This window comes from Flavobacterium sp. (genome assembly GCF_044373165.1).
In the GTDB taxonomy this organism is placed as follows: domain Bacteria; phylum Bacteroidota; class Bacteroidia; order Flavobacteriales; family Flavobacteriaceae; genus Flavobacterium.
The window spans coordinates 1-20369 of the sequence record NZ_JBILQL010000015.1 but is presented as its reverse complement, the minus strand read 5'-3'; the positions used below and the strand labels follow the sequence as shown (position 1 = coordinate 20369).

Here is a 20369-nt window from a genome sequence, read left to right as displayed (position 1 = left end):
ATCTTTTAAAATCCAACGTCATGAAAAATTTCAAAAAGTTTTCATTAGGCATCGCTATGCTTATAAGTTTCCTAAGCTTCGGACAAGACCCTAGCACAAGCGAATTGACAAAACTAAAAACCATTACCGGAATAGTATCCGATAAAACCGGGCCGCTACCGGGTGCTAACGTTATCGTTCAAGGAACAAATAGGGCTACTCAAACCGATTTCGACGGTAACTATTCTATACTGGCTAAAGAAGGAGAAAAATTGGTTTTCAGCTTTGTCGGTTACAATAGCAAAACCCTGAAAGTAGGAAAATCAAATACAATTAATGTCATCTTGGATGGAGGCGCTAATTTGTCAGAAGTGGTAATAACTGCTTATGAATATGATGACAATTCCGGATACAGAGCACCTTCAAGAAGTAAATCTGAAATATCAAAAACAACAGTATCTGCTAAAACAAAAGTCAATACGTCTAATTCTGGTTATCTTAATACTATGCAAGGAAATGCTCCTGGATTACGAATCAGCCATAGTTCAGGAAGTCCGGGCGCTTCAAAATGGTTAATTAAAGGTTCTTCATCAATAAGCGGCGCTTACACTCCCATCATCATAATAGACGGCGTTCCGGCTAAAGCAGAAGAGTTTAGAAAGCTCAAGCCGGAAGACATCCGTAAAGTTAATACCATCAGAGATATTGCTGCCACGGCTCTTTACGGTAATCGGGCCGCAAACGGTGTCATAGTGGTAGAAACTAAAAACGGTGTACCACAAAAATTGTCTGAAGAGGAATTGGAAAAAAGATTCCAAGCCATAGATAGCATTACGACACCTATCAAGGTAGAACCCAACAATGAAGACTACGAAAGCTTTGTAGAAAATGCTTTTGAAAGTCCGAAATCGGCACCATTATCAACTTTTTCTATAGACGTGGATAATGCTTCTTACACTAACGTTCGACGTTTTATCAACAACGGACAGTCAGTTCCCAAAGATGCTGTTCGTGTAGAGGAAATGGTGAATTTCTTTAAATACCAATACCCGCAACCTACGGGCGAACATCCTTTTTCTATCAATACGGAATACAGCGATTGCCCTTGGAATAAAGACAATAAACTGGTGCGCATTGGTTTACAAGGCAAAGACATTCCAACTGATAATTTACCCAAATCAAATTTGGTCTTCTTGATCGATGTTTCCGGTTCAATGGGAGATGCTAACAAATTGCCGTTGCTTAAAGAATCGATGAAAGTGCTGGTAAACCAATTGAGAGATGAGGATAAAATTGCCATGGTGGTTTACGCCGGAGCCGCGGGATTAGTGTTACCGCCAACCTCGGGCAAAGACAAAAAAACCATCACCGACGCTTTGGAAAAACTACAATCCGGTGGCAGTACAGCTGGTGGCGCGGGTATTGAATTGGCTTATAAAACAGCCGAAGAAAATTTTATCAAAGGCGGAAACAACAGAGTAATTTTGGCAACCGATGGCGATTTTAATGTAGGAGCTTCTTCGGATAAAGACATGCAGACCTTGATTGAAGAGAAAAGAAAATCGGGTGTGTTCTTGACTTGTTTGGGTTACGGCATGGGCAATTACAAAGACAGCAAATTGGAAACCTTAGCCGACAAAGGCAACGGAAATTACGCTTATATCGACAACATTCAGGAAGCCAATCGCTTTTTGGGCAAAGAATTCAAAGGGTCGATGTTTGCTATCGCGAAAGATGTTAAAATCCAAATTGAGTTCAACCCAGCGCATGTAAAAGCTTACCGTTTGATAGGTTACGAAAACCGAAAATTACGAGCTGAAGATTTTAAAAACGATGCCATTGATGCCGGAGAATTGGGCAGCGGACATATGGTAACCGCTTTATACGAAATCATTCCGACAGCTGCGAAAAGTGACTTTTTTGTCGATACCGATGAGTTGAAATACACCAAAGTTGAGCCAAGTAAAACCAAATTCAATGACGAATTGGCCACCATAAAATTCCGCTACAAAAAACCGGACGGCAGCAAAAGTATCGAAATGGTTCAAGTGATTGATAACAAAGTCAATGTTTTGGAAACAGCTTCGAGCGGATTCAAATTCAGCACCGCTGTGGCTTGGTTCGGATTGAAATTAAGAGATTCGAAATTAGTTACCAATAAGTCTTCTGCCGAAATTAAAAAATTAGCGCGCGAAGGTTTGGCCAATGATGAAGACGGTTATAAAGCAGAGTTTATTCGCTTAGTAGAAGCCGTGCAATAGTTTAGTTGGGTGTTTTTGGGTTGATGAAGAAACCCTGTTGGGATGCACACCTACAGGGTTTCAATTCAATTATACTAATCCCGACAAAAATTCGTTTACTGGTTAATCAATCTTAATTTATTTCCCATGAAAAAAATTCTTTTACTGGCCATCATTTTGACCTCCATCACAACATTCAGCCAAGAAAAAAACTTTATCGACCAACCTTATTTGGAGGTGCAAGGCAAAGCCGATACTTTGGTCACCCCTAACCGAATTTATATCGACGTACTGGTTTCTGAAAAAGACACCAAAGGCAAAAAATCGGTAGAAGAATTGGAAAGCGAAATGCTGGCCAAACTCAAATCACTAGGCATCGACACCGAAAAAAATGTTACGATGCAAGACATGATGAGTAATTTCAAAAAATTCTTTCTGAAACAAACAGATATTCAAAAAGCCAAATCGTATTCGATTTTAGTTTACGATGCCAAAACAACAGCGAAAGTTTTTATCGGATTGGAAGAAGTTGGTATTTCCAACGTCAGAATCGATAAATTGGAACATTCAGAAGAAAAAAAACTCCAATTGGTGATGAATTCCAAAGCCATGGAAAATGCTAAAGCCAATGCGTTAAGTTTCACCAAACCTTTAGGACAAAATGTTGGAAAGGCTTTGCTTGTTATTCAGAATCAAAGCGTTGCTTACCGCGGAAATGCCAATCAAATTAGAATTCGTGGACTAGCCCTACAAGAAGTAGCCTATAAATCCAAATCAAGTGAATATAACGAAAATATCGAATTTGAAAAAATTACAATCGCGAGCGATATAAATGTTCGCTTCGCCTTAGAATGATAAATTGTGGTAATTTGTTGATGCAAAAACCCGTCAGATTCTTGGAACTTGACGGGTTTTGATTTTTATAAAATTTGCTGAACACTGCCAACCGAGCACTGATCACTATTTCTCTATCTCTTTCAAACTCTCCATTTTCTTGTGGGCCAAGAATCCTTTGATGTCCTCAAAATGTTCTTTTACGCGTTTGTTCCCAAATTCGAATACTTTTTCGGCCAAACCGTCTAAGAAATCACGGTCGTGAGATACAAGAATTAAAGTTCCGTCAAAGTCTTTCAAAGCGTCTTTGATGATGTCTTTGGTCTTCATATCTAAGTGATTGGAAGGTTCATCCAGAATTAACAAATTCACCGGTTCCAATAACAATTTGATCATGGCCAAACGCGTTTTTTCACCACCGGAAAGCACTTTGACTTTCTTCTGAATGTCATCGCCTTGGAACATAAAAGCACCTAAAATATTTTTGATTTGCGTGCGGACATCGCCCACAGCTATATTGTCTATTGTTTCAAAAATGGTAGCATTTTCATCTAATAATGATGCTTGATTTTGGGCAAAGTAACCAATTTGAGCATTGTGTCCAACCTCAACATTACCACTGTTGATTTCTATTTCTTTCATGATGGCTTTGATCATGGTCGATTTTCCTTCACCGTTTTTCCCAACAAAAGCCACTTTTTGTCCGCGCTCTATCACCATATTGGCGTCTTTAAAAATAACTTTATCGCCATAAGATTTCTCTAAATCACGCACAATTACAGGATATTGTCCGGAACGTACCGAAGGTGGAAATTTCAATTTCAAAGCAGAAGTATCAATCTCATCAATTTCTACCGGAACTAATTTTTCTAACATACGAACCCGCGATTGTACTTGCTCGGTTTTAGAAAAAGTACCGCGGAAACGCTCTATAAATGCTTGATTATCGGCAATAAACTTTTGTTGCTCGTCGTAGGCTTTTTGTTGGTGCACTCTACGGTCTTTGCGCAGTTCCAAATAATGAGAATATTTGGCTTTGTAATCGTAAATTCTACCCATCGTTACTTCAATAGTTCGATTGGTAATGTTGTCTACGAAAGCTCTGTCGTGGGAAATCACCATTACCGCTTTCGCCTGATTGATTAAAAAATCTTCCAGCCACTGAATGCTGTCCATATCTAAGTGATTAGTTGGCTCATCCAGCAAAATCAAATCGGGTTGTTTCAAAAGAATCTTGGCCAACTCGATACGCATTCTCCATCCTCCGGAAAACTCTGAGGTTGGGCGATTGAAATCTTCTCTGACAAAACCTAATCCCTTCAAGACCTTCTCTACTTCGGCTTCGTAATTAACTTCATCTATCGAATAATATTTTTCACTCAACTCCGATACACGCTCAATCAACTTCATATAATCATCGCTTTCATAATCGGTACGAATGGTTAATTGCTCATTGATGTCGTCGATTTCGGCTTTCATTTTAAACACTTCGGCAAAGGCTTTGGAAGCTTCTTCCATCACTGTGCAATTGTCCGCAGCCAATAAATGCTGGGGCAAATAAGCAATAACAGCTTCCTTCGGAGCAGAAATATTTCCGCGAGACGGTTTGTTTTCTCCGGCTACAATTTTTAACAAGGTCGATTTTCCGGCACCGTTTTTACCCATCAAGGCAATTTTATCTGTTTCATTAATGGCAAAAGTTACCTCACTGAATAAAGTAGTACCGCCAAACTCTACGGCTATATCGTTAATTGTAATCATTAATTTCTATTGAGCTTCCAGCGGTCAGCTTTTAGCAGTTAGTGTTAAATTCTTATTCCTTTCCTTTCTTTTGCTAATAGCTTATGGCTAATAGCTGAAAGCATTTTTTGAAGGTGCAAAGATAGTTTAATTTAGAAATGTGACAATGTGGAAATGTACCAATGTAGCAATACCTGATTCTTGCAAAAAAAATTAATAACAATAACGATATAATTGCTTTAAAACCGGAATTGGCAATTTTGATTGTTTTAATTTTGCATGGTGTAACCTTTAGTTTTGAATATGCCGTTATTAGATTACAGTTTTTTAGCCAAAATTTTACCCAAAGCCAAGATTAATAAAGGTTATAGAAAAGCCAAAAAATCTTATCTCAACAGGATTAGACTAGCTACTTCATTATTTTTCTTTGGTATGGGATTTTGCTTTTCGACTTGGGCAAGCCGAATTCCGGATATCAAATCGATATTGCAATTAAGTGAAGCTGAATTGGGTACCATGCTTTTTGCTTTACCGATTGGGCAATTGGTAGCGATGCCGTTTACAGGAAAAATTGTGACTAAATATGGCAGTAGAAACATCTCTATTTCAGGGCTATTACTTTATGCATTTTGCTTGATTTTTATCGGATTGGCAACCCAACCTTGGCATTTAGCCACCGGATTGTTTTTGTTTGGTTTCTTTTGTAACTTCTGTAATATTGCGGTGAACGCACAAGGCGTTTATACCCAACAATTATTTGAAAAACCTATAATTGGTTCGTTTCACGGTTCTTGGAGTTTGGCCGGTTTTTTTGGCGCATTGGTGGGCTTACTCATGCTAACAATAAAATGGACACCGTTGCAACATTTTGTTTTTGCTTTTGCATTTATAGTAGTAATCATATTAACCAACTACAAATACATCATCAAAACCAAATCGAAACAAGAAGGAGAAAAAACGAGTTATTCCTTTTGGAAAAATCCTGATAAAACTTTGTTATGGTTGGGTGTGATATGTTTTTGTGGCATGGCCAGCGAAGGCATTATGTTTGATTGGAGTGGTGTTTATTTCAAAGAAATTATAAAAGCGCCCGGTGCATTAGTGGTTTTGGGCTATACTACTTTTATGATCAGTATGGCTTCGGGTAGATTTTTGAGTGATTTTTTAGTCGCTAAATATGGTGCCAAAAAAGTGCTTATCATAAGTGGTTTAGTCATTTCAACCGGATTGTACATGGCTGTTTTATTGCCTTTTATCATTCCGTGCATGATTGCTTTTATGATGGTGGGTTTTGGTGTTTCGAATGTAGTTCCCATCATTTTCAACATTGCCGGAAATAATAAAAATGTTCCAACCGGTATTGCGTTGACGATAGTTACCAGTATTAGTTTCCTAGGATTTTTAATTGGTCCGCCAATAATTGGTTTCATAGCAGAATTGACGAGTTTGAAATATTCGTTTGCTATGATTGGGGTTTTTGGGGTTTTTATTTCGATGTTGGTTTGGCGATTAAAAGTAATCGAATAATTAAATACTCATTCTGAATTCTTCGATCACCGGATTGGCTTTACCGAAATCCACTTCCTGAATAAACAATTCCACCGGTTTTGTAGTTTGAACACTAGGCAAAACATTGGCCTGATTGTTATTCCGAATAACCACAGTAAGGTTGGCTGCCTCGAGTTTTTCTTTTAAACTAACGGCTAAAATTTCTTCGCCTGAAAATATTTTGATCAATCCCATTTTTTTGAATTACGAATTATGAATTATGACAATTATTCTTCTATTTCGAAGAAAAGCGGTTCTATCATTACTTTTTCGGCAAGCACTTCTACTCTTTCCGTTATTTGGGAACAGAAAAATAATCGCTGTGTTTTTTCGATACTCTGTGACAAACGCAACACTACGGCATCCATTCGGTTTCTGAATAAAATATCAGCATCATCAACTACAAACATCTTGATGGTATTGCTGTTAAAACCGGCTGAGGAGAACATGGCGTTAATTTTATTGGGCGTTCCGATTAAAATATCCAAACCCATCGACACTATATTTTTGTCGTAATCGATATCTCCTTTGTCATGCACTCCGAAAATACTCAAATCGTGATAGGTTCCAAGTTTGAGAAACATTTCTTCCATTTCCAAGACACGTTCTTTATTTTCCACCAATATCAAAGCACGTGTACTTTCTCCAACCGATTTTTCTAATCGTTGGATAACATTGAGTACTATAGTAGTAGTTTTTCCGCTGCCTTCGGGTGATTGAATTACGGCATCCGAACCACTTTTAACAGTGGAAAAGGTTTCTTCTTGGATCTCATTGGCTTTGGTTAAACCGTGTTCAATGAGGGCTTTTTGAAGGTTTGGGTTTATTTTTTTTAAGTTCATATTTTTTTTAGCTTTTAGCGCTTAGCTTTTAGCTTTTAGCAAAATCTGCTAACTGCTAATTGCTGACAGCTATTTAGAAGCAAACAATTTTACATCCATTTCCGAAATCTCGCTTCCGCCAAGGATAATCAGTCTTTCTACTACGTTTCTCAGTTCGCGAATGTTTCCGGTCCAATCGTATTCTTGCAGTAATTTGATGGCGTCTTTGGAAAAAACTTTGGTTGCGTTGCCTTGTTCTTCTGCAATTTTTACGGCAAAATGTTCTATTAATAACGGAATATCATCTCGTCTGTCGTTTAATGCAGGCACTTTAATTAAGATAACCGCCAAACGATGGTACAAGTCTTCCCGGAAACGACCTTCGGCGATTTCTTTTTTCAAATCCTTGTTGGTCGCTGCAATAACACGTACATTGATTTTAATATCTTTATCGGCACCGACTCTTTGTATCAAACTTTCCTGTAAAGCGCGTAATACTTTAGCTTGGGCCGATAAACTCATGTCTCCTATTTCATCCAGAAAAATTGTTCCGCCATCCGCTGCTTCGAATTTTCCTGCGCGGTCTTTTACGGCAGAAGTAAAAGCGCCTTTCACGTGACCGAACAGTTCGCTTTCGATTAATTCTGACGGAATCGCAGCGCAATTCACTTCTATCATAGGTGCTGTAGCGCGTTCACTCTTCTCGTGTAATTGATGGGCAACCAATTCTTTTCCGGTACCGTTTGGTCCGGTGATGAGCACGCGAGCATCGGTTTGAGCAACTTTTTCAATCATCAACTTAATTTGATTGATAGGTTCGCTCTCGCCTATGATTTCGTAGTTTTTGGAAACCTTTTTCTTTAAAATTTTATTTTCGACAACCAATTGCTTTTTGTCTAAAGCATTGCGAACCGTATTCAATAATCGATTCAAATCGGGTGGTTTGGAGATGTAATCAAAAGCTCCTAAACGCATGGTATTGACAGCCGTCTCCAAATCGCCGTGACCGGAAATCATGACCATCGGAATTTCGGGTTTTATTTTTTTGACCGCTTCGAGCAACTCTTCACCGCTCATTTTGGGCATCTTAATGTCGCACAACACCAAGTCGTAGTCTTCGTTTTTGATTTTTTCAAAACCCTGCTTGCCGTCTTCAGCTTCTTCAACTGTGTAAGTATCGCTTTCTTCCGAAAGGATTTTGATCAACACTCTTCTGATAGCGGCTTCGTCTTCGATGATTAGTATTTTGGGCATATGTTATGGTTGTCTGTTATCGGTTGTCGGTTGTTGGCAAATAATCTTAAATCCTTTATGATTGGCTTTTTAGCCCTGATTGGAGTGGAAATCCTTTTTTAAATGCTTTAGCAATTTAAAAAAGATTGCAACGGAAAGCAGGAATATGGATTATTCTTTGCCCGAGCCATTCGCTCCCAATCAGTTTCGACAAAAATAAGATAATTTCACATTTGGCGGTTCATAAAAATAGATTTAATACTTTTACAACTTCAAAACAAACCATTATGTCTACTGCAAAAAAAGATTACAAAAGAATTACCACTAAATCCTTGTTTGACATGAAAGCCAATGGCGAGAAAATCTCGATGTTGACTGCCTATGATTATACCATGGCAAAAATTGTTGATTCTGCAGGAGTTGATGTAATCTTGGTGGGCGATTCCGCCAGTAATGTGATGGCCGGACACGAAACGACTTTGCCGATTACTTTGGATCAAATGATTTATCATGCATCAGCAGTAGTTCGTGCCATTGACCGTGCATTAGTGGTGGTGGATTTGCCTTTTGGCAGTTACCAAAGTGACCCGAAAGAAGCCTTGCGCTCTGCCATTAGAATCATGAAAGAAAGCGGTGGTCATGCGGTAAAATTGGAAGGTGGCAGCGAAATTAAAGAAAGTATCAAACGCATATTGAATGCCGGTATTCCGGTGATGGGCCATTTGGGTTTGACCCCGCAATCCATCTATAAATTCGGCACTTACACCGTTCGTGCTAAAGAAGAAGCCGAAGCGGAACAATTAATTGAAGATGCTAAATTGTTAGAAAAACTAGGCTGTTTTGCGTTGGTTTTAGAAAAAATTCCGGCGGCATTGGCCGAGAAAGTAGCCAAGACCATTTCTATTCCGGTCATTGGTATTGGCGCCGGTGGTGGTGTTGACGGACAGGTTTTGGTGATACACGATATGTTGGGCATGAACAATGAGTTCAGTCCGAGATTCCTAAGACGATATTTAAATTTATATGAGCAAATGACATCCGCTATTGGAAATTATGTGGCTGATGTAAAGTCGAGTGATTTTCCAAATGCTAATGAGCAATATTAATTCAGATTTGAAAATTTGAAGATTTGAAAATTTGAAAATGAAAGAAGTCTCTACTAAAGACAACTTAAAGGTTTTACACGAAGACAACCATATTATTGTGGTTAACAAACGTGTTGGCGATATTGTTCAAGGAGATAAAACCGGAGACAAACCGCTGTCGGAAGTTGTTAAAGAATACCTCAAAGACAAATACAACAAACCCGGAGAAGTGTTTCTCGGAGTGGTTCACCGCTTAGACCGACCAACCACAGGCATAGTTATTTTTGCCCGAACCAGTAAGGCTTTAACCCGATTGAATGAATTGTTCAGCAAACGCGAAACACAGAAAACGTATTGGGCTGTGGTGAAAAACAAACCCCCAAAAACAGAAGATAATTTAGTCCATTTTCTGAAAAGAAACGAGAAAAACAACACTTCCAAAGCGCATCTCAAAGAAGTTCCTGAAAGCAAAAAAGCCAGTTTAGACTACAAAATCATCCGTGAACTCAATAATTATTTTGCTTTAGAAATCAACTTGCACACCGGGAGACACCACCAAATCAGAGCGCAATTGTCGGCCATTGGTTGTCCAATTAAAGGCGACTTGAAATATGGGTTTGACCGGAGTAATCCTGACGGCGGGATTCATTTGCATGCCCGAAGACTGGTTTTCATCCATCCGGTAACTAAAAAAACTCTTGAAATTATAGCACCAACACCAAATGAAGTAATTTGGAACGCTTTGTAAACTAAAATGACTATTTTTACAACTATAGTTGTATTAGGGTTTTCAAAAAACCAACTGTTATAACCTAAATCAATCTTACCTATGAAGCAAATCATTGTAACCGCAAGTCTTTTAATTGGGCTAAACACTTTTGCCCAAGACCATTACTCAGGCATAAGTACTTCTAACCGAGTTGGTATTTTAAATGCTAATATTAATCCGGCTGAATTGACCAATTTGTCTAAAAAATTTGAAGTCAATATTTACGGCTTGAGTTTTAACGTAGCCAACAACAAAATTGCCTTTAGTGATATTTCCTCGGATGCCGATTTTGAAACCTTGATTTTTCAAGGAAGCAGTCCGGTAAACGCCCGAATTGATGCTGAAATTAACGGTCCGGGATTGGCCATACGTTGGCAAAAATGGGGTTTTGCCATTACCACAAAAGCACATGCCAAGTTTGACATGGTGGATATCGACCCTACTATCGGAAATGCTATCACCAGCGACAATGTGCTTTTGAACACTACCCTATTGAACAATCCAAATAACCAAAGATTGAGCGGCACTTCTTATGGTGAAATAGGTTTGTCGGCAGCGCGAACTTTTTTTGAAAACGACAACCATAAATTCAGTGCCGGGGTTACTTTGAAGATTTTGTTTCCGGGTTCTTATTCCAACTTTGGTTTGAGCAATTTAAACGGAACCGTAACCGAAAATGCTTCCGGTGCCTTTCTAACGACTAATTCTCCGGCGACTTTAAATATTGCCTATTCCGGAAATTTGGCCGATAGTTTCACCAATTTTGAAGATTACAGCCAATCGATTTTTGGCGGAATGAACGGTTTTGCCGGAGATATTGGTTTTAACTACCAATGGAAAAAAGGCAAAGACTATAAATTAAATGCCGGATTATCCATTAGAAACATTGGCAGTATGACATTTAAAGGAGACAACAATTCATCGACGAACTATGTGTTTTCTACCCAAACTGCCGGACCTTTAGATTTAAGTCTTTTTGAAAATGTGGATAATTTGAGTGATGTAGAAACTATTTTAAGAGACAATGGATATATTACTGAATTACCTCAAGACAACGATTTTAAAGTAAAATTGCCTACTGTACTTTCTACTTATGCCGATTTTAAAATTGTCCCTAAACTTTATCTAACAGCTTATTTACAACAAAAAGTCAATGAAGATTCGGGCAATGATCAAATCACGGTGCCTAACATTTTCAGCCTTACACCCAGAGTTAATTTAGGCTTCTTTGAAGCTTATGCACCGGTAAGTTTTAATGAAATCTCGGGTACTAATGTTGGTTTAGGCTTCAGATTAGGCGGTTTCTACTTAGGTACCAGTTCCTTAATTACGGCATTGGTAAGTGACAGTAAACAAGGTGATATTTATACCGGATTCCGCTGGGCATTTTTGTAATATAATGTAGCAGTTTCTGTTTAAAAATGCTATATTAGCCAAGCTAATTTATTTTGTCATGATTTTTAAAACGGATTTGAATTACAGGAAACAATCGTTACTGAAATTACTGCTGACCGTTCAAAAAAAAGAGACCGAAATCATCCAAGCCTTATATGATGATTTTAAAAAACCGGCATTTGAAGCGGTTGCAACTGAAACAAGTTACATTGTTTCCGAACTCGAGTATACCATCAAAAATCTTACTAATTGGGCAAAACCACAATGGGTTTTGCCTTCTTTTTTGAATTTTCCATCTTCAGATTATATCCATAAAGAACCTTATGGTAAGGTTTTGATTATCGCGCCATGGAATTATCCTTATCAATTGGTGTTCGCGCCATTAATCGCAGCAGTTGCTGCCGGGAATCAGGTGGTCGTTAAACCTTCGGAATTGACACCGAATACTTCGAAAGTCATCGCTAAAATCATCCTTGAAACTTTTGAAAAAAATCATGTCGAGTGTGTAGTAGGCGGAACAGAAGTTGCCCAAAACTTACTGACACAACGTTGGGATTACATTTTCTTTACAGGAAGTGTCGCTGTAGGCAAAATAGTAGCCAAAGCAGCCGCTGAAAACTTAACGCCGGTGACTTTGGAATTAGGCGGGAAAAACCCTTGTATTATTGAACCGACGGCGAATTTGAAATTGACGGCTAAGCGAATAGTTTGGGGGAAATTCCTCAATGCCGGACAAACCTGTATTGCGCCCGATTATCTGCTGGTTCACCATAGTATAAAACCAAAACTAATCGAATTACTGAAGGAAGAAATCATTTTGGCCTACGGAAAAAACCCCGAGATTTCATCGGATTATCCACGTATTATCAACGAAAAAAACTGGAAACGACAACTCTCGCTTATAGAAAACGAAACCCTACTTTTCGGCGGACAATCGAGTGCTGATGATTTTTACCTCGCGCCTACTTTACTCGATGAACCTTCGCTTGACAGTTTGGTGATGCAAGAAGAAATTTTTGGTCCGATATTACCCGTTTTAGGTTATCAAACGGAAGCCGATTTAGCCCAAATCATTACCCGATATGAAAAACCTCTTTCGTTGTATGTGTTTACCCAAGACCAATCTTTTGCACAAAAAATAATCACTCAATATTCTTTTGGCGGTGGATGTATCAACGATACGCTGATTCATTTTGCCAACAAACGACTGCCTTTTGGCGGTGTTGGTCATAGCGGTATCGGAGCTTATCATGGCCAAAGAAGTTTTGACCTATTCTCACACCATAAAGCTTTGGTTAAAAAAGCCAATTGGCTCGATATACCAATTCGATACGCACCATATGAAGGAAAACTTAATAGGTTAAAAAAAATACTGAAATGGTTTTGATTAATATCAAATATTAAAAAATAAACAGTATTTTTATTTTTGATTTTTTTAACGTTTAGAAAAAAGTCGCTAATTGTATAATTTGTTTTAAAACTGTCCTACATTGAGTTACATTTTTTCACTAGCTATTGCCATTAACAGTTATGTCATAATAGCTTTATTATTGATAGTCATGTTTTTATTTTACATGGCCATTCACAATACATCAAAGAAAAGATTAAACTTAAATATTTCAAAATACGATGAGTTTGAACCAAAAGAGGAACAATTCCGCATCTACTTTTTATTCTTTGGAATCACAATTCCGCTGGTAGAAACCATAGTCAATTTTTTTGAGATAAGAAATACCGACTATCTGTTGGTTAATTTCACGATCGGCGGATTGTTACTGCTGTTTTATTTTTTGTCAAACAATATTCCATCGGTTTTTAAAAACATCAATGCTATTTTCATTGCATTTTACCTAACTTATTTTTGTTTTATCGGTTACAATGTTTTCTTTAAACCCTTTGAACTCATATCGTATATCTATTTTATCATTGGTTTCTTTTTGTCTTATTTTGTTTTAAAAAACATCCAACAATATTGGTGTTTTGTGGGAATATTGTTTTTGTTTTTATTCTTTAGTTACCAAACGGCCATGATTGACCAAAAGCTGACCGTTTTGTTAGTTGTTACATTTATTTCCATCATAGCCATACATATTTCAAGACACTTAGCTTTAATTGAAATAAAGAATAAGTTTCTTTTTTCCAATATAGTGGTCAATAATGGGAATTCTTTGATTATGACAACCAATAAAAAAGGAGAAGTGTCATTTTGCAGCGAATCAGTCGAGCTGATTTTAGGTTATAAGGTGGAAGATGTTTTGGGAATGGGCTTTTGGAAATTAACCGAAGATTCCGAATTCATTGGAGAAGCTTATCACCAATCCTTTGTGGATGATCGCTCTTACATCCGAAAACTGAAGTGTAAAAACGGAGAATATAAATTTATCCAATGGAAGGATAAAAAATATGCCGACGATATTGTAATCGGCATTGGTCAAGATGTTACGGAGCAAATGAAAATTAAAGACCAATACCGAAGTTTGATTGAATCGGCTGCAGATTTAATTTATGAAATTGACTTAACTGCAATTGTGACTTATGTCAATCAGTTTGCCGTAAAAACCTTGGGCTACGAAAAAGAAGATATCTTAGGAAAACACTTCTCTAACTTTGTACGAAATGATTATTTGGAATATGTTACCGATTTCTATAAAGAAGTTCCCAAAGAAACTGAAGAGTACAGTGATTTAGTATTTCCGTTGCTAAAAAAGGAAGGAGATACGATATGGGTTTCGCAAAAAGTAACGCTAAAAAAAGATGAAAACGGACATATCTTGGGCTATTCTGCAATTGCCCGAGATATTACCTTGGTAAAAAATCTGGAGATTGAACATTACAACCGAAGCAAAAAAGTTCGCATTCACAATGAAACACTCAAGATTTTAACGTCTCAAAGTTATTCCAACAAAGATACTTTCAACGGAATTTTAAAAAACATCCTTAAAGTAGCTGCCACAAATTGCGCCATCGACAGGGTAAGTTATTGGGCTTACTTGCCTGAAGGCATCAAATGTGAAAGTATGTATTATCTTAAAAGCGATAGGTTTGAAAAAAACTTTTTTATCGAAAACTTAAAGTTTCCGGTTTACTTTTCTCACTTAAATACCGGTATGCAAATTGTGGCTTCAAACGTTTATAACAACAGTATTACTGAAGAACTTTGTTTGGAGTATTTCCCGAAACACAACATCATGTCGTTATTGGATACACCCATTTTTATCAACGGGAAAATTATCGGTATCTTGTGTTTTGAGAAAACAGATTCAGCTGTTGAATGGGACAATGAAGACATTAACTTTTCGCGTTCTATTGCCGATTTAATTGCCATTGCCATAGAATCACAATTGTTGTTGGAATCGGATAAAAAACTATCCTACAAAAGTGAAATTCTAACCGTTATCAGTAGAAATATTGACAAGTTTTTGTTGAGTAAAAATACCGACGAAATCTTAAAAAGCATTGTCAATGAAATTGGAAAAGTGCTTAAAGTGGATAAAATTTCATTCTTTGCTTATAAACAAACTGAAGACCTTTACTACCAAAGACACCGGTGGATAGCCTCAGAAAACGGTTTTACGTCAACCAACGAGGCGTTACAAAATATTTCTAATGAATTGCTTTCATTTGTGCTCAAACAAATGGAAGAACATTACTATTATGCAGCCATTGTCAGAAAAATAAAAGACGAACCTACCAAACTTTTTTTAGAGGCTTTCAATATAAAATCGGTGCTTTTCTTGCCCATTTTTGTCAAAAACAAACTCCACGGCTTTTTGGTGTTTGATGATTCTTCTATAGAAAGAGAATGGTCAATAGACGAAATAACCATCTTACAATCATTGGCCAATAATATTTCTTCTGCGTTCGAACGAAACATCAATGAAGCCATAATTCAGGAAAGTGAAGAAAAATTCCGATTGTTGGCCAACAATATACCCGGTACGGTTCACTTGTCAAAATACGATGAAAAATGGTCGAAAATCTATCTCAATGACGAAATTGAGAAACTTACCGGATATCCGAAAGAAGATTTTCTGCAAAATAAAATGTTCTATATCGATTTGGTTCATCCTGATGACATTGAAATTGTCAGAAACAAAGCCAATGAATTGTTCCGCGAAAAACAAAAAATTCATTTAATCTATCGCATCATTAATAAATCGGGGCAATACATTTGGGTAGAAGAATTTGGTGAGCCTATTTTCAAAAACCAAGATATCGTATATATTGTTGGGATTTTTATTGATATTACCCAACGAATGGAAGCCGAAGAAGCCATCAAAGCCAAAAATTATGCAGAAGCGGCTAACCGAGCCAAATCGGAATTCTTGGCCAATATGAGTCACGAAATCCGAACGCCATTAAACGGAATTATAGGTTTTACCGAATTGTTGATGAATACCAATTTGGAAAGCATTCAAAAACAATACATGGATACCATCAATCAATCAGCTAATTCATTGATGGAAGTAATCAACAACATTCTGGATTTCTCCAAAATCGAATCGGGGAAACTGGAGCTGAATGTAGAAAAAATCAACCTCTCCGAACTATTACATCAGGTAATTGACCTCATCCAATATGAAGCCGATAATAAAAAACTGGCTTTGCATCTTAACATCGACAACGAAGTACCGCCATCGGTTTGGTTGGACTATATCAGAATCAAACAAATCTTAATCAATTTACTGAACAATGCCATAAAATTTACGGAAAACGGCAGCGTTAGTTTGAAAGTAAGTGTAGTCAAAAAAATAAGCCCTCAAAAAATACAATTACTCTTTGCCGTAAAAGATACAGGAATTGGTATTCACAAAAACAATCAGCAAAAAATCTTTGAAGCATTTTCACAAGAAGACAATTCTACTTCTAAGAAATTTGGTGGAACCGGCTTAGGTCTATCGATCTCAAATCAGTTGTTAGGCTTGATGGATAGTCATCTTGAACTCAAAAGCGAACCCAATAACGGCAGTGAATTCAGCTTTATACTAGAAGTTGAATCTTCTAACGAATCAACCGAAACAGTTAAACTAAGCGACAAAATTGTCAATGTAAATTTAGCCGGTAATGTAATCACCACAGAGCATAAATTGGTTTACATAGTGGAAGACAACAAAATCAACATGCTATTAGCCAAAACTTTAGTCAAGCAAATAATGCCGAATGCTGAAATTATTGAATTACAAAATGGTAAAGAGGCATTAGAAAAAACAGAAAATCTTCGTCCCGATTTGATTTTGATGGACATTCAAATGCCTGTCATGAATGGTTATGAATCAACTGAAGCTATCCGAAAACTACCCAATTCAGAACAAATCCCTATTATCGCACTTACTGCCGGAACTGTTTTGGGTGAAAAAGAAAAATGTTTGCAATTCGGTATGAATGATTACATTCCAAAACCTATCGATAAAGAAGTTTTGGAAAAAATTATTAGAGAAGTTATGCAATTAAACTAAATATTTAAATTATGAAATGGGATAAAAAAGAAAGCGGCAATTTTGAAGACCGCAGAGGTATGTCGGGTGGAGGAAAAGCCATTTTAGGTGGAGGAATCATCGGGATTGTAGTTTTATTGCTGAACATGTTTGGTGGTGAAACCGGTCAAACAATCGGTACCATTATCGAACAAACCCAAGGAACACAAACACAAACTGAAGGAACCCAAACTCGAGAACTTTCGGCTGAAGAAAAACAACTCGGTGATTTTTCTGAATCTTGTTTTGTGTACAATAACGAAACATGGGCTACCATTTTTCAAGAAAACAACATGACCTTCGAAGAACCGGGCATGGTGTTGTTTGATGACGGTGTAAATACGGCTTGCGGAAGCGCCACATCAGCTTCCGGACCGTTTTATTGTCCCGGAGATAAAAAAATCTATATGGATTTGCGCTTCTTTGAAGAACTCAAAACCCGATTTGGAGCGCAAGGCGGCGACTTCGCAATTGCTTACGTCATTGCACATGAAATGGGACATCACTTGCAAACTATCCTAGGTACTTCGGGAAAAGTACGCCAATTACAGCAAAGCAAAAGCGAAAAAGAAGCCAATAAACTCTCCGTATGCTTAGAGTTACAAGCCGATTTCTATGCGGGAGTTTGGGCACATTATAACAAAAACCTTTTAGAAGAAGGCGATATTGAAGAAGCTTTGAGTGCAGCTCATGCTGTAGGTGATGACGCTATTCAAAGTAAAATGCAAGGTCATGTTACACCTGATAGTTTTACACATGGCACCTCAGAGCAACGAATGTATTGGTTTAAAAAAGGGTATAACTCAGGCGACATTAAACAGGGCGATACCTTCTCTGCGCTATTGGATTAATAATAAACAGTTATTTATGGCAAAAATCACAATTCAAAAAATAAATTTATCTTTTATTGCATAAATCACAAATCGTGTTTAACAGCTTCATTTTAAAGACAATTTCAAAGTATTTTGAAGTTGTCTTTTTTAATTTTGTGTAGCTAAAAAAAAGAAAAAAATGAACGTAGGCATCCACAGTATTGCTATTGATATTCCTAAATTATACCTTCCCATAACAACACTGGCTGAACACAGAAATATTGAAGCCGATAAGTTGATTAAAGGTTTAGGCTTGCACAAAATGAGTTTCCCTGATGTGCATCAGGATGTTGTGACTATGGCGTCCAATGCGGCGCTACAACTTATCCGCCAAGAAAATCTAAACCCGAATGAAATTAATAGAATTTATATTGGAACCGAAAGCGGTGTCGACAGTTCTAAACCTGTAGCTTCCTTTGTTTTATCTAATTTAGAAAGCATTTTAGGAACCGGCAGTTTACGCAATTGCGATGTGGTTGATTTGACTTTTGCTTGTATAGGTGCTGTTGATGCTTTACAAAATTGTCTGGATTACATCCGTTTAAACCCAACTAAAAAAGCAATCATTATTGCTTCCGATAACGCTAAATACGATTTGAATTCCACCGGTGAATACACTCAAGGTGCCGGTTCTATTGCAATGCTAATTACGGCAAATCCAAACATCCTGACTTTTTCCAATGCTGTTGGTGTGGCCACTGAAGGTGTATTTGATTTCTTTAAACCTCGAAGAATTGTAAGTAAAAAAGAAGTTTTCCAATCTGATGATAATCCTGAATGGCAAGGTGTATTAGAAAACGAAATTACCCTTTACAAAGAACAGCCGGTTTTTGACGGGCAGTATTCCAACCAATGTTATATCAATCGCATTACAGAAGCCTACGAACATTATAAAACCGAAAGTCAACAATATGGAAAAATCTATGAGAATTGGACCAATATCTTGATGCACCTTCCCTATTGTTTCCAAGGCAGAAGAACTTTTATTGAAATTTTTGCCAAAGAAAATCCCGAAATATTAGCGGCACAAAACGGTGATTCTGATAAAGACAAATTAAGAGCTTTAGCCAAATCCGAAGAATACTTGGCTTTGGTGAACGAAAAAATAAAGCCTTCTGAAATCGCCTCAGGACAAATTGGCAATATTTATACCGGTTCTATTTTCTTGGGAATGTTATCTGCTTTATGCTATCATTTCCAACAAAAAACCGACTTAACCGATAAAAAAATTGGTTTCATTGCCTATGGCAGCGGTTCAAAATCGAAGGTTTTTGAAGCCCAAATCGCTACACAATGGCAATCGGCTATTGCCAAAGTAAAACTGTTTGAAAAGCTTGAAAATTGTCAACCTATAGATTTTACAACTTACGAAAAACTCCATAAAAAAGAATTGAAAGCATCAATTGTCAGTCCGAATAACGAGTTCTACTTGCATAGTATTGAAAAAGAAAATCCGGTTTTGATAGGTGCAAGACAGTACCAATTGGCTTAACCCAACCAGCCGTCTCGATCCAAGCTTCTGTATTGGATGGCTTCGGCTATGTGATTGGATTTGACTTGTTCAGACCTCTCTAAATCGGCTATAGTTCTGGATACTTTTAAAATTCTGTCATAAGCGCGGGCAGACAAATTCAATCGTTCCATAGCGGTTTTCAATAGTTGTAAGGAACTATCATCCAGTGCACAAAACTTTCTGATCAACTTGGTGCTCATTTGGGCATTATAATGAATATTATCGATGGCTTCAAAACGCTTGGATTGAATTTCTCTGGCTTTAGTCACACGCTCTCTAATCAAAACGCTACTTTCCGCTTGTCGGGTTTCGGTGAGTTTTTCAAAAGGCACCGGGCTAACTTCAATATGGATATCAATTCTGTCCAACAACGGTCCGGAAATCTTGCTCAAATAGCGTTGCATTTCGGCAGGAGAAGAACTCACGGGTGCATCAGGATCGTTGAAATAGCCGCCCGGACTCGGATTCATACTCGCCACCAACATAAAAGATGACGGATAAGTGATGGTGAATTTTGCCCGAGATATAGTTACTTCTCGGTCTTCCAGCGGTTGTCGCATCACTTCTAAGACTTCTCTTTTAAACTCGGGCAATTCATCTAAAAACAACACCCCATTGTGCGCCAAAGAAATTTCACCGGGTTGCGGATAACTGCCTCCGCCAACTAGTGAAACGCTACTCGCTGTGTGATGCGGACTCCGAAAAGGTCTTTGATTGAGCAAACCAACGTCTTTTATTTTTCCGGCTACGCTGTGAATTTTAGTGGTTTCCAGCGCTTCTTTCAAAGTCATTGGCGGTAAAATACTCGGCAATCGCTTGGCCAACATGGTTTTCCCCGAACCCGGCGGACCAATTAAAATAAAAAT

Annotated in this window: 15 protein-coding genes; 10 read left to right on the top strand and 5 right to left on the bottom strand. The window is 37.7% G+C overall.

Features of this window, described 5'->3' with window-relative positions; translation table 11 throughout:
- The first annotated feature begins 20 nt into the window (after positions 1-20).
- Positions 21-2240 (top strand): von Willebrand factor type A domain-containing protein, encoded by a 2220-nt coding sequence (locus ACIQ32_RS03815; RefSeq protein ID WP_396194363.1) that lies wholly within the window; start codon positions 21-23, stop codon positions 2238-2240.
- 126 nt (positions 2241-2366) lie between these two features.
- Positions 2367-3074, top strand: a complete 708-nt coding sequence (locus ACIQ32_RS03810; protein ID WP_396194362.1) for an SIMPL domain-containing protein — start codon at positions 2367-2369, stop codon at positions 3072-3074.
- Between the two features lie 105 nt (positions 3075-3179).
- Here ACIQ32_RS03810 and ACIQ32_RS03805 read toward each other — a convergent pair whose 3' ends face one another.
- On the bottom strand, positions 3180-4814 hold the full coding sequence (locus tag ACIQ32_RS03805; RefSeq protein ID WP_396194360.1) for an ABC-F family ATP-binding cassette domain-containing protein: 1635 nt from the start codon (positions 4812-4814) through the stop codon (positions 3180-3182).
- 282 nt (positions 4815-5096) lie between these two features.
- Here ACIQ32_RS03805 and ACIQ32_RS03800 point away from each other — a divergent pair, with 282 nt between their 5' ends.
- Positions 5097-6320 carry an MFS transporter gene (locus tag ACIQ32_RS03800; RefSeq protein WP_396194359.1) on the top strand — a complete coding sequence of 408 codons (1224 nt, stop codon included), beginning with the start codon at positions 5097-5099 and terminating at the stop codon, positions 6318-6320.
- Here the strand turns inward: ACIQ32_RS03800 and ACIQ32_RS03795 are convergent, their stop codons facing one another.
- The 3 genes from ACIQ32_RS03795 to ACIQ32_RS03785 form a co-directional block, all read right to left on the bottom strand.
- The gene (locus ACIQ32_RS03795; RefSeq protein ID WP_396194357.1) at positions 6321-6536 is read right to left on the bottom strand and encodes a DUF2007 domain-containing protein; all 216 of its coding nucleotides are present in this window, start codon (positions 6534-6536) and stop codon (positions 6321-6323) included.
- A 32-nt stretch (positions 6537-6568) separates the two neighbouring features.
- Positions 6569-7183, bottom strand: coding sequence for a DEAD/DEAH box helicase (locus ACIQ32_RS03790; RefSeq protein WP_396194356.1), 615 nt, complete (start codon positions 7181-7183; stop codon positions 6569-6571).
- A 69-nt stretch (positions 7184-7252) separates the two neighbouring features.
- Positions 7253-8416 carry a sigma-54-dependent transcriptional regulator gene (locus ACIQ32_RS03785; RefSeq protein WP_396194355.1) on the bottom strand — a complete coding sequence of 388 codons (1164 nt, stop codon included), beginning with the start codon at positions 8414-8416 and terminating at the stop codon, positions 7253-7255.
- A gap of 266 nt (positions 8417-8682) precedes the next feature.
- Here ACIQ32_RS03785 and panB point away from each other — a divergent pair, with 266 nt between their 5' ends.
- From panB to ACIQ32_RS03750, 7 genes are all read left to right on the top strand, one after another.
- Complete coding sequence (gene panB, locus ACIQ32_RS03780; RefSeq protein WP_396194354.1) at positions 8683-9501, top strand: 3-methyl-2-oxobutanoate hydroxymethyltransferase; 819 nt, start codon at positions 8683-8685, stop codon at positions 9499-9501.
- A gap of 37 nt (positions 9502-9538) precedes the next feature.
- Positions 9539-10228 (top strand): RluA family pseudouridine synthase, encoded by a 690-nt coding sequence (locus ACIQ32_RS03775; protein ID WP_396194353.1) that lies wholly within the window; start codon positions 9539-9541, stop codon positions 10226-10228.
- An 81-nt stretch (positions 10229-10309) separates the two neighbouring features.
- A complete protein-coding gene (locus tag ACIQ32_RS03770) occupies positions 10310-11644 on the top strand; it encodes a hypothetical protein (protein ID WP_396194352.1) in 1335 nt (444 codons plus the stop codon).
- A 58-nt stretch (positions 11645-11702) separates the two neighbouring features.
- Positions 11703-13031 carry an aldehyde dehydrogenase gene (locus tag ACIQ32_RS03765; RefSeq protein WP_396194351.1) on the top strand — a complete coding sequence of 443 codons (1329 nt, stop codon included), beginning with the start codon at positions 11703-11705 and terminating at the stop codon, positions 13029-13031.
- A gap of 103 nt (positions 13032-13134) precedes the next feature.
- Positions 13135-17100, top strand: a complete 3966-nt coding sequence (locus tag ACIQ32_RS03760) for a PAS domain S-box protein (RefSeq protein WP_396194350.1) — start codon at positions 13135-13137, stop codon at positions 17098-17100.
- Between the two features lie 11 nt (positions 17101-17111).
- The gene (locus tag ACIQ32_RS03755) at positions 17112-17969 is read left to right on the top strand and encodes a neutral zinc metallopeptidase (protein ID WP_396194349.1); all 858 of its coding nucleotides are present in this window, start codon (positions 17112-17114) and stop codon (positions 17967-17969) included.
- A gap of 160 nt (positions 17970-18129) precedes the next feature.
- Positions 18130-19482: a hydroxymethylglutaryl-CoA synthase family protein gene (locus tag ACIQ32_RS03750; RefSeq protein ID WP_396194348.1), complete on the top strand. Its 1353-nt coding sequence runs from the start codon at positions 18130-18132 to the stop codon at positions 19480-19482.
- Here the strand turns inward: ACIQ32_RS03750 and ACIQ32_RS03745 are convergent.
- Positions 19479-20369, bottom strand: an 891-nt coding sequence (locus ACIQ32_RS03745) for a YifB family Mg chelatase-like AAA ATPase (protein WP_396194347.1), incomplete at its 5' end; no start/stop codon positions are given. The genes ACIQ32_RS03750 and ACIQ32_RS03745 overlap by 4 nt on opposite strands.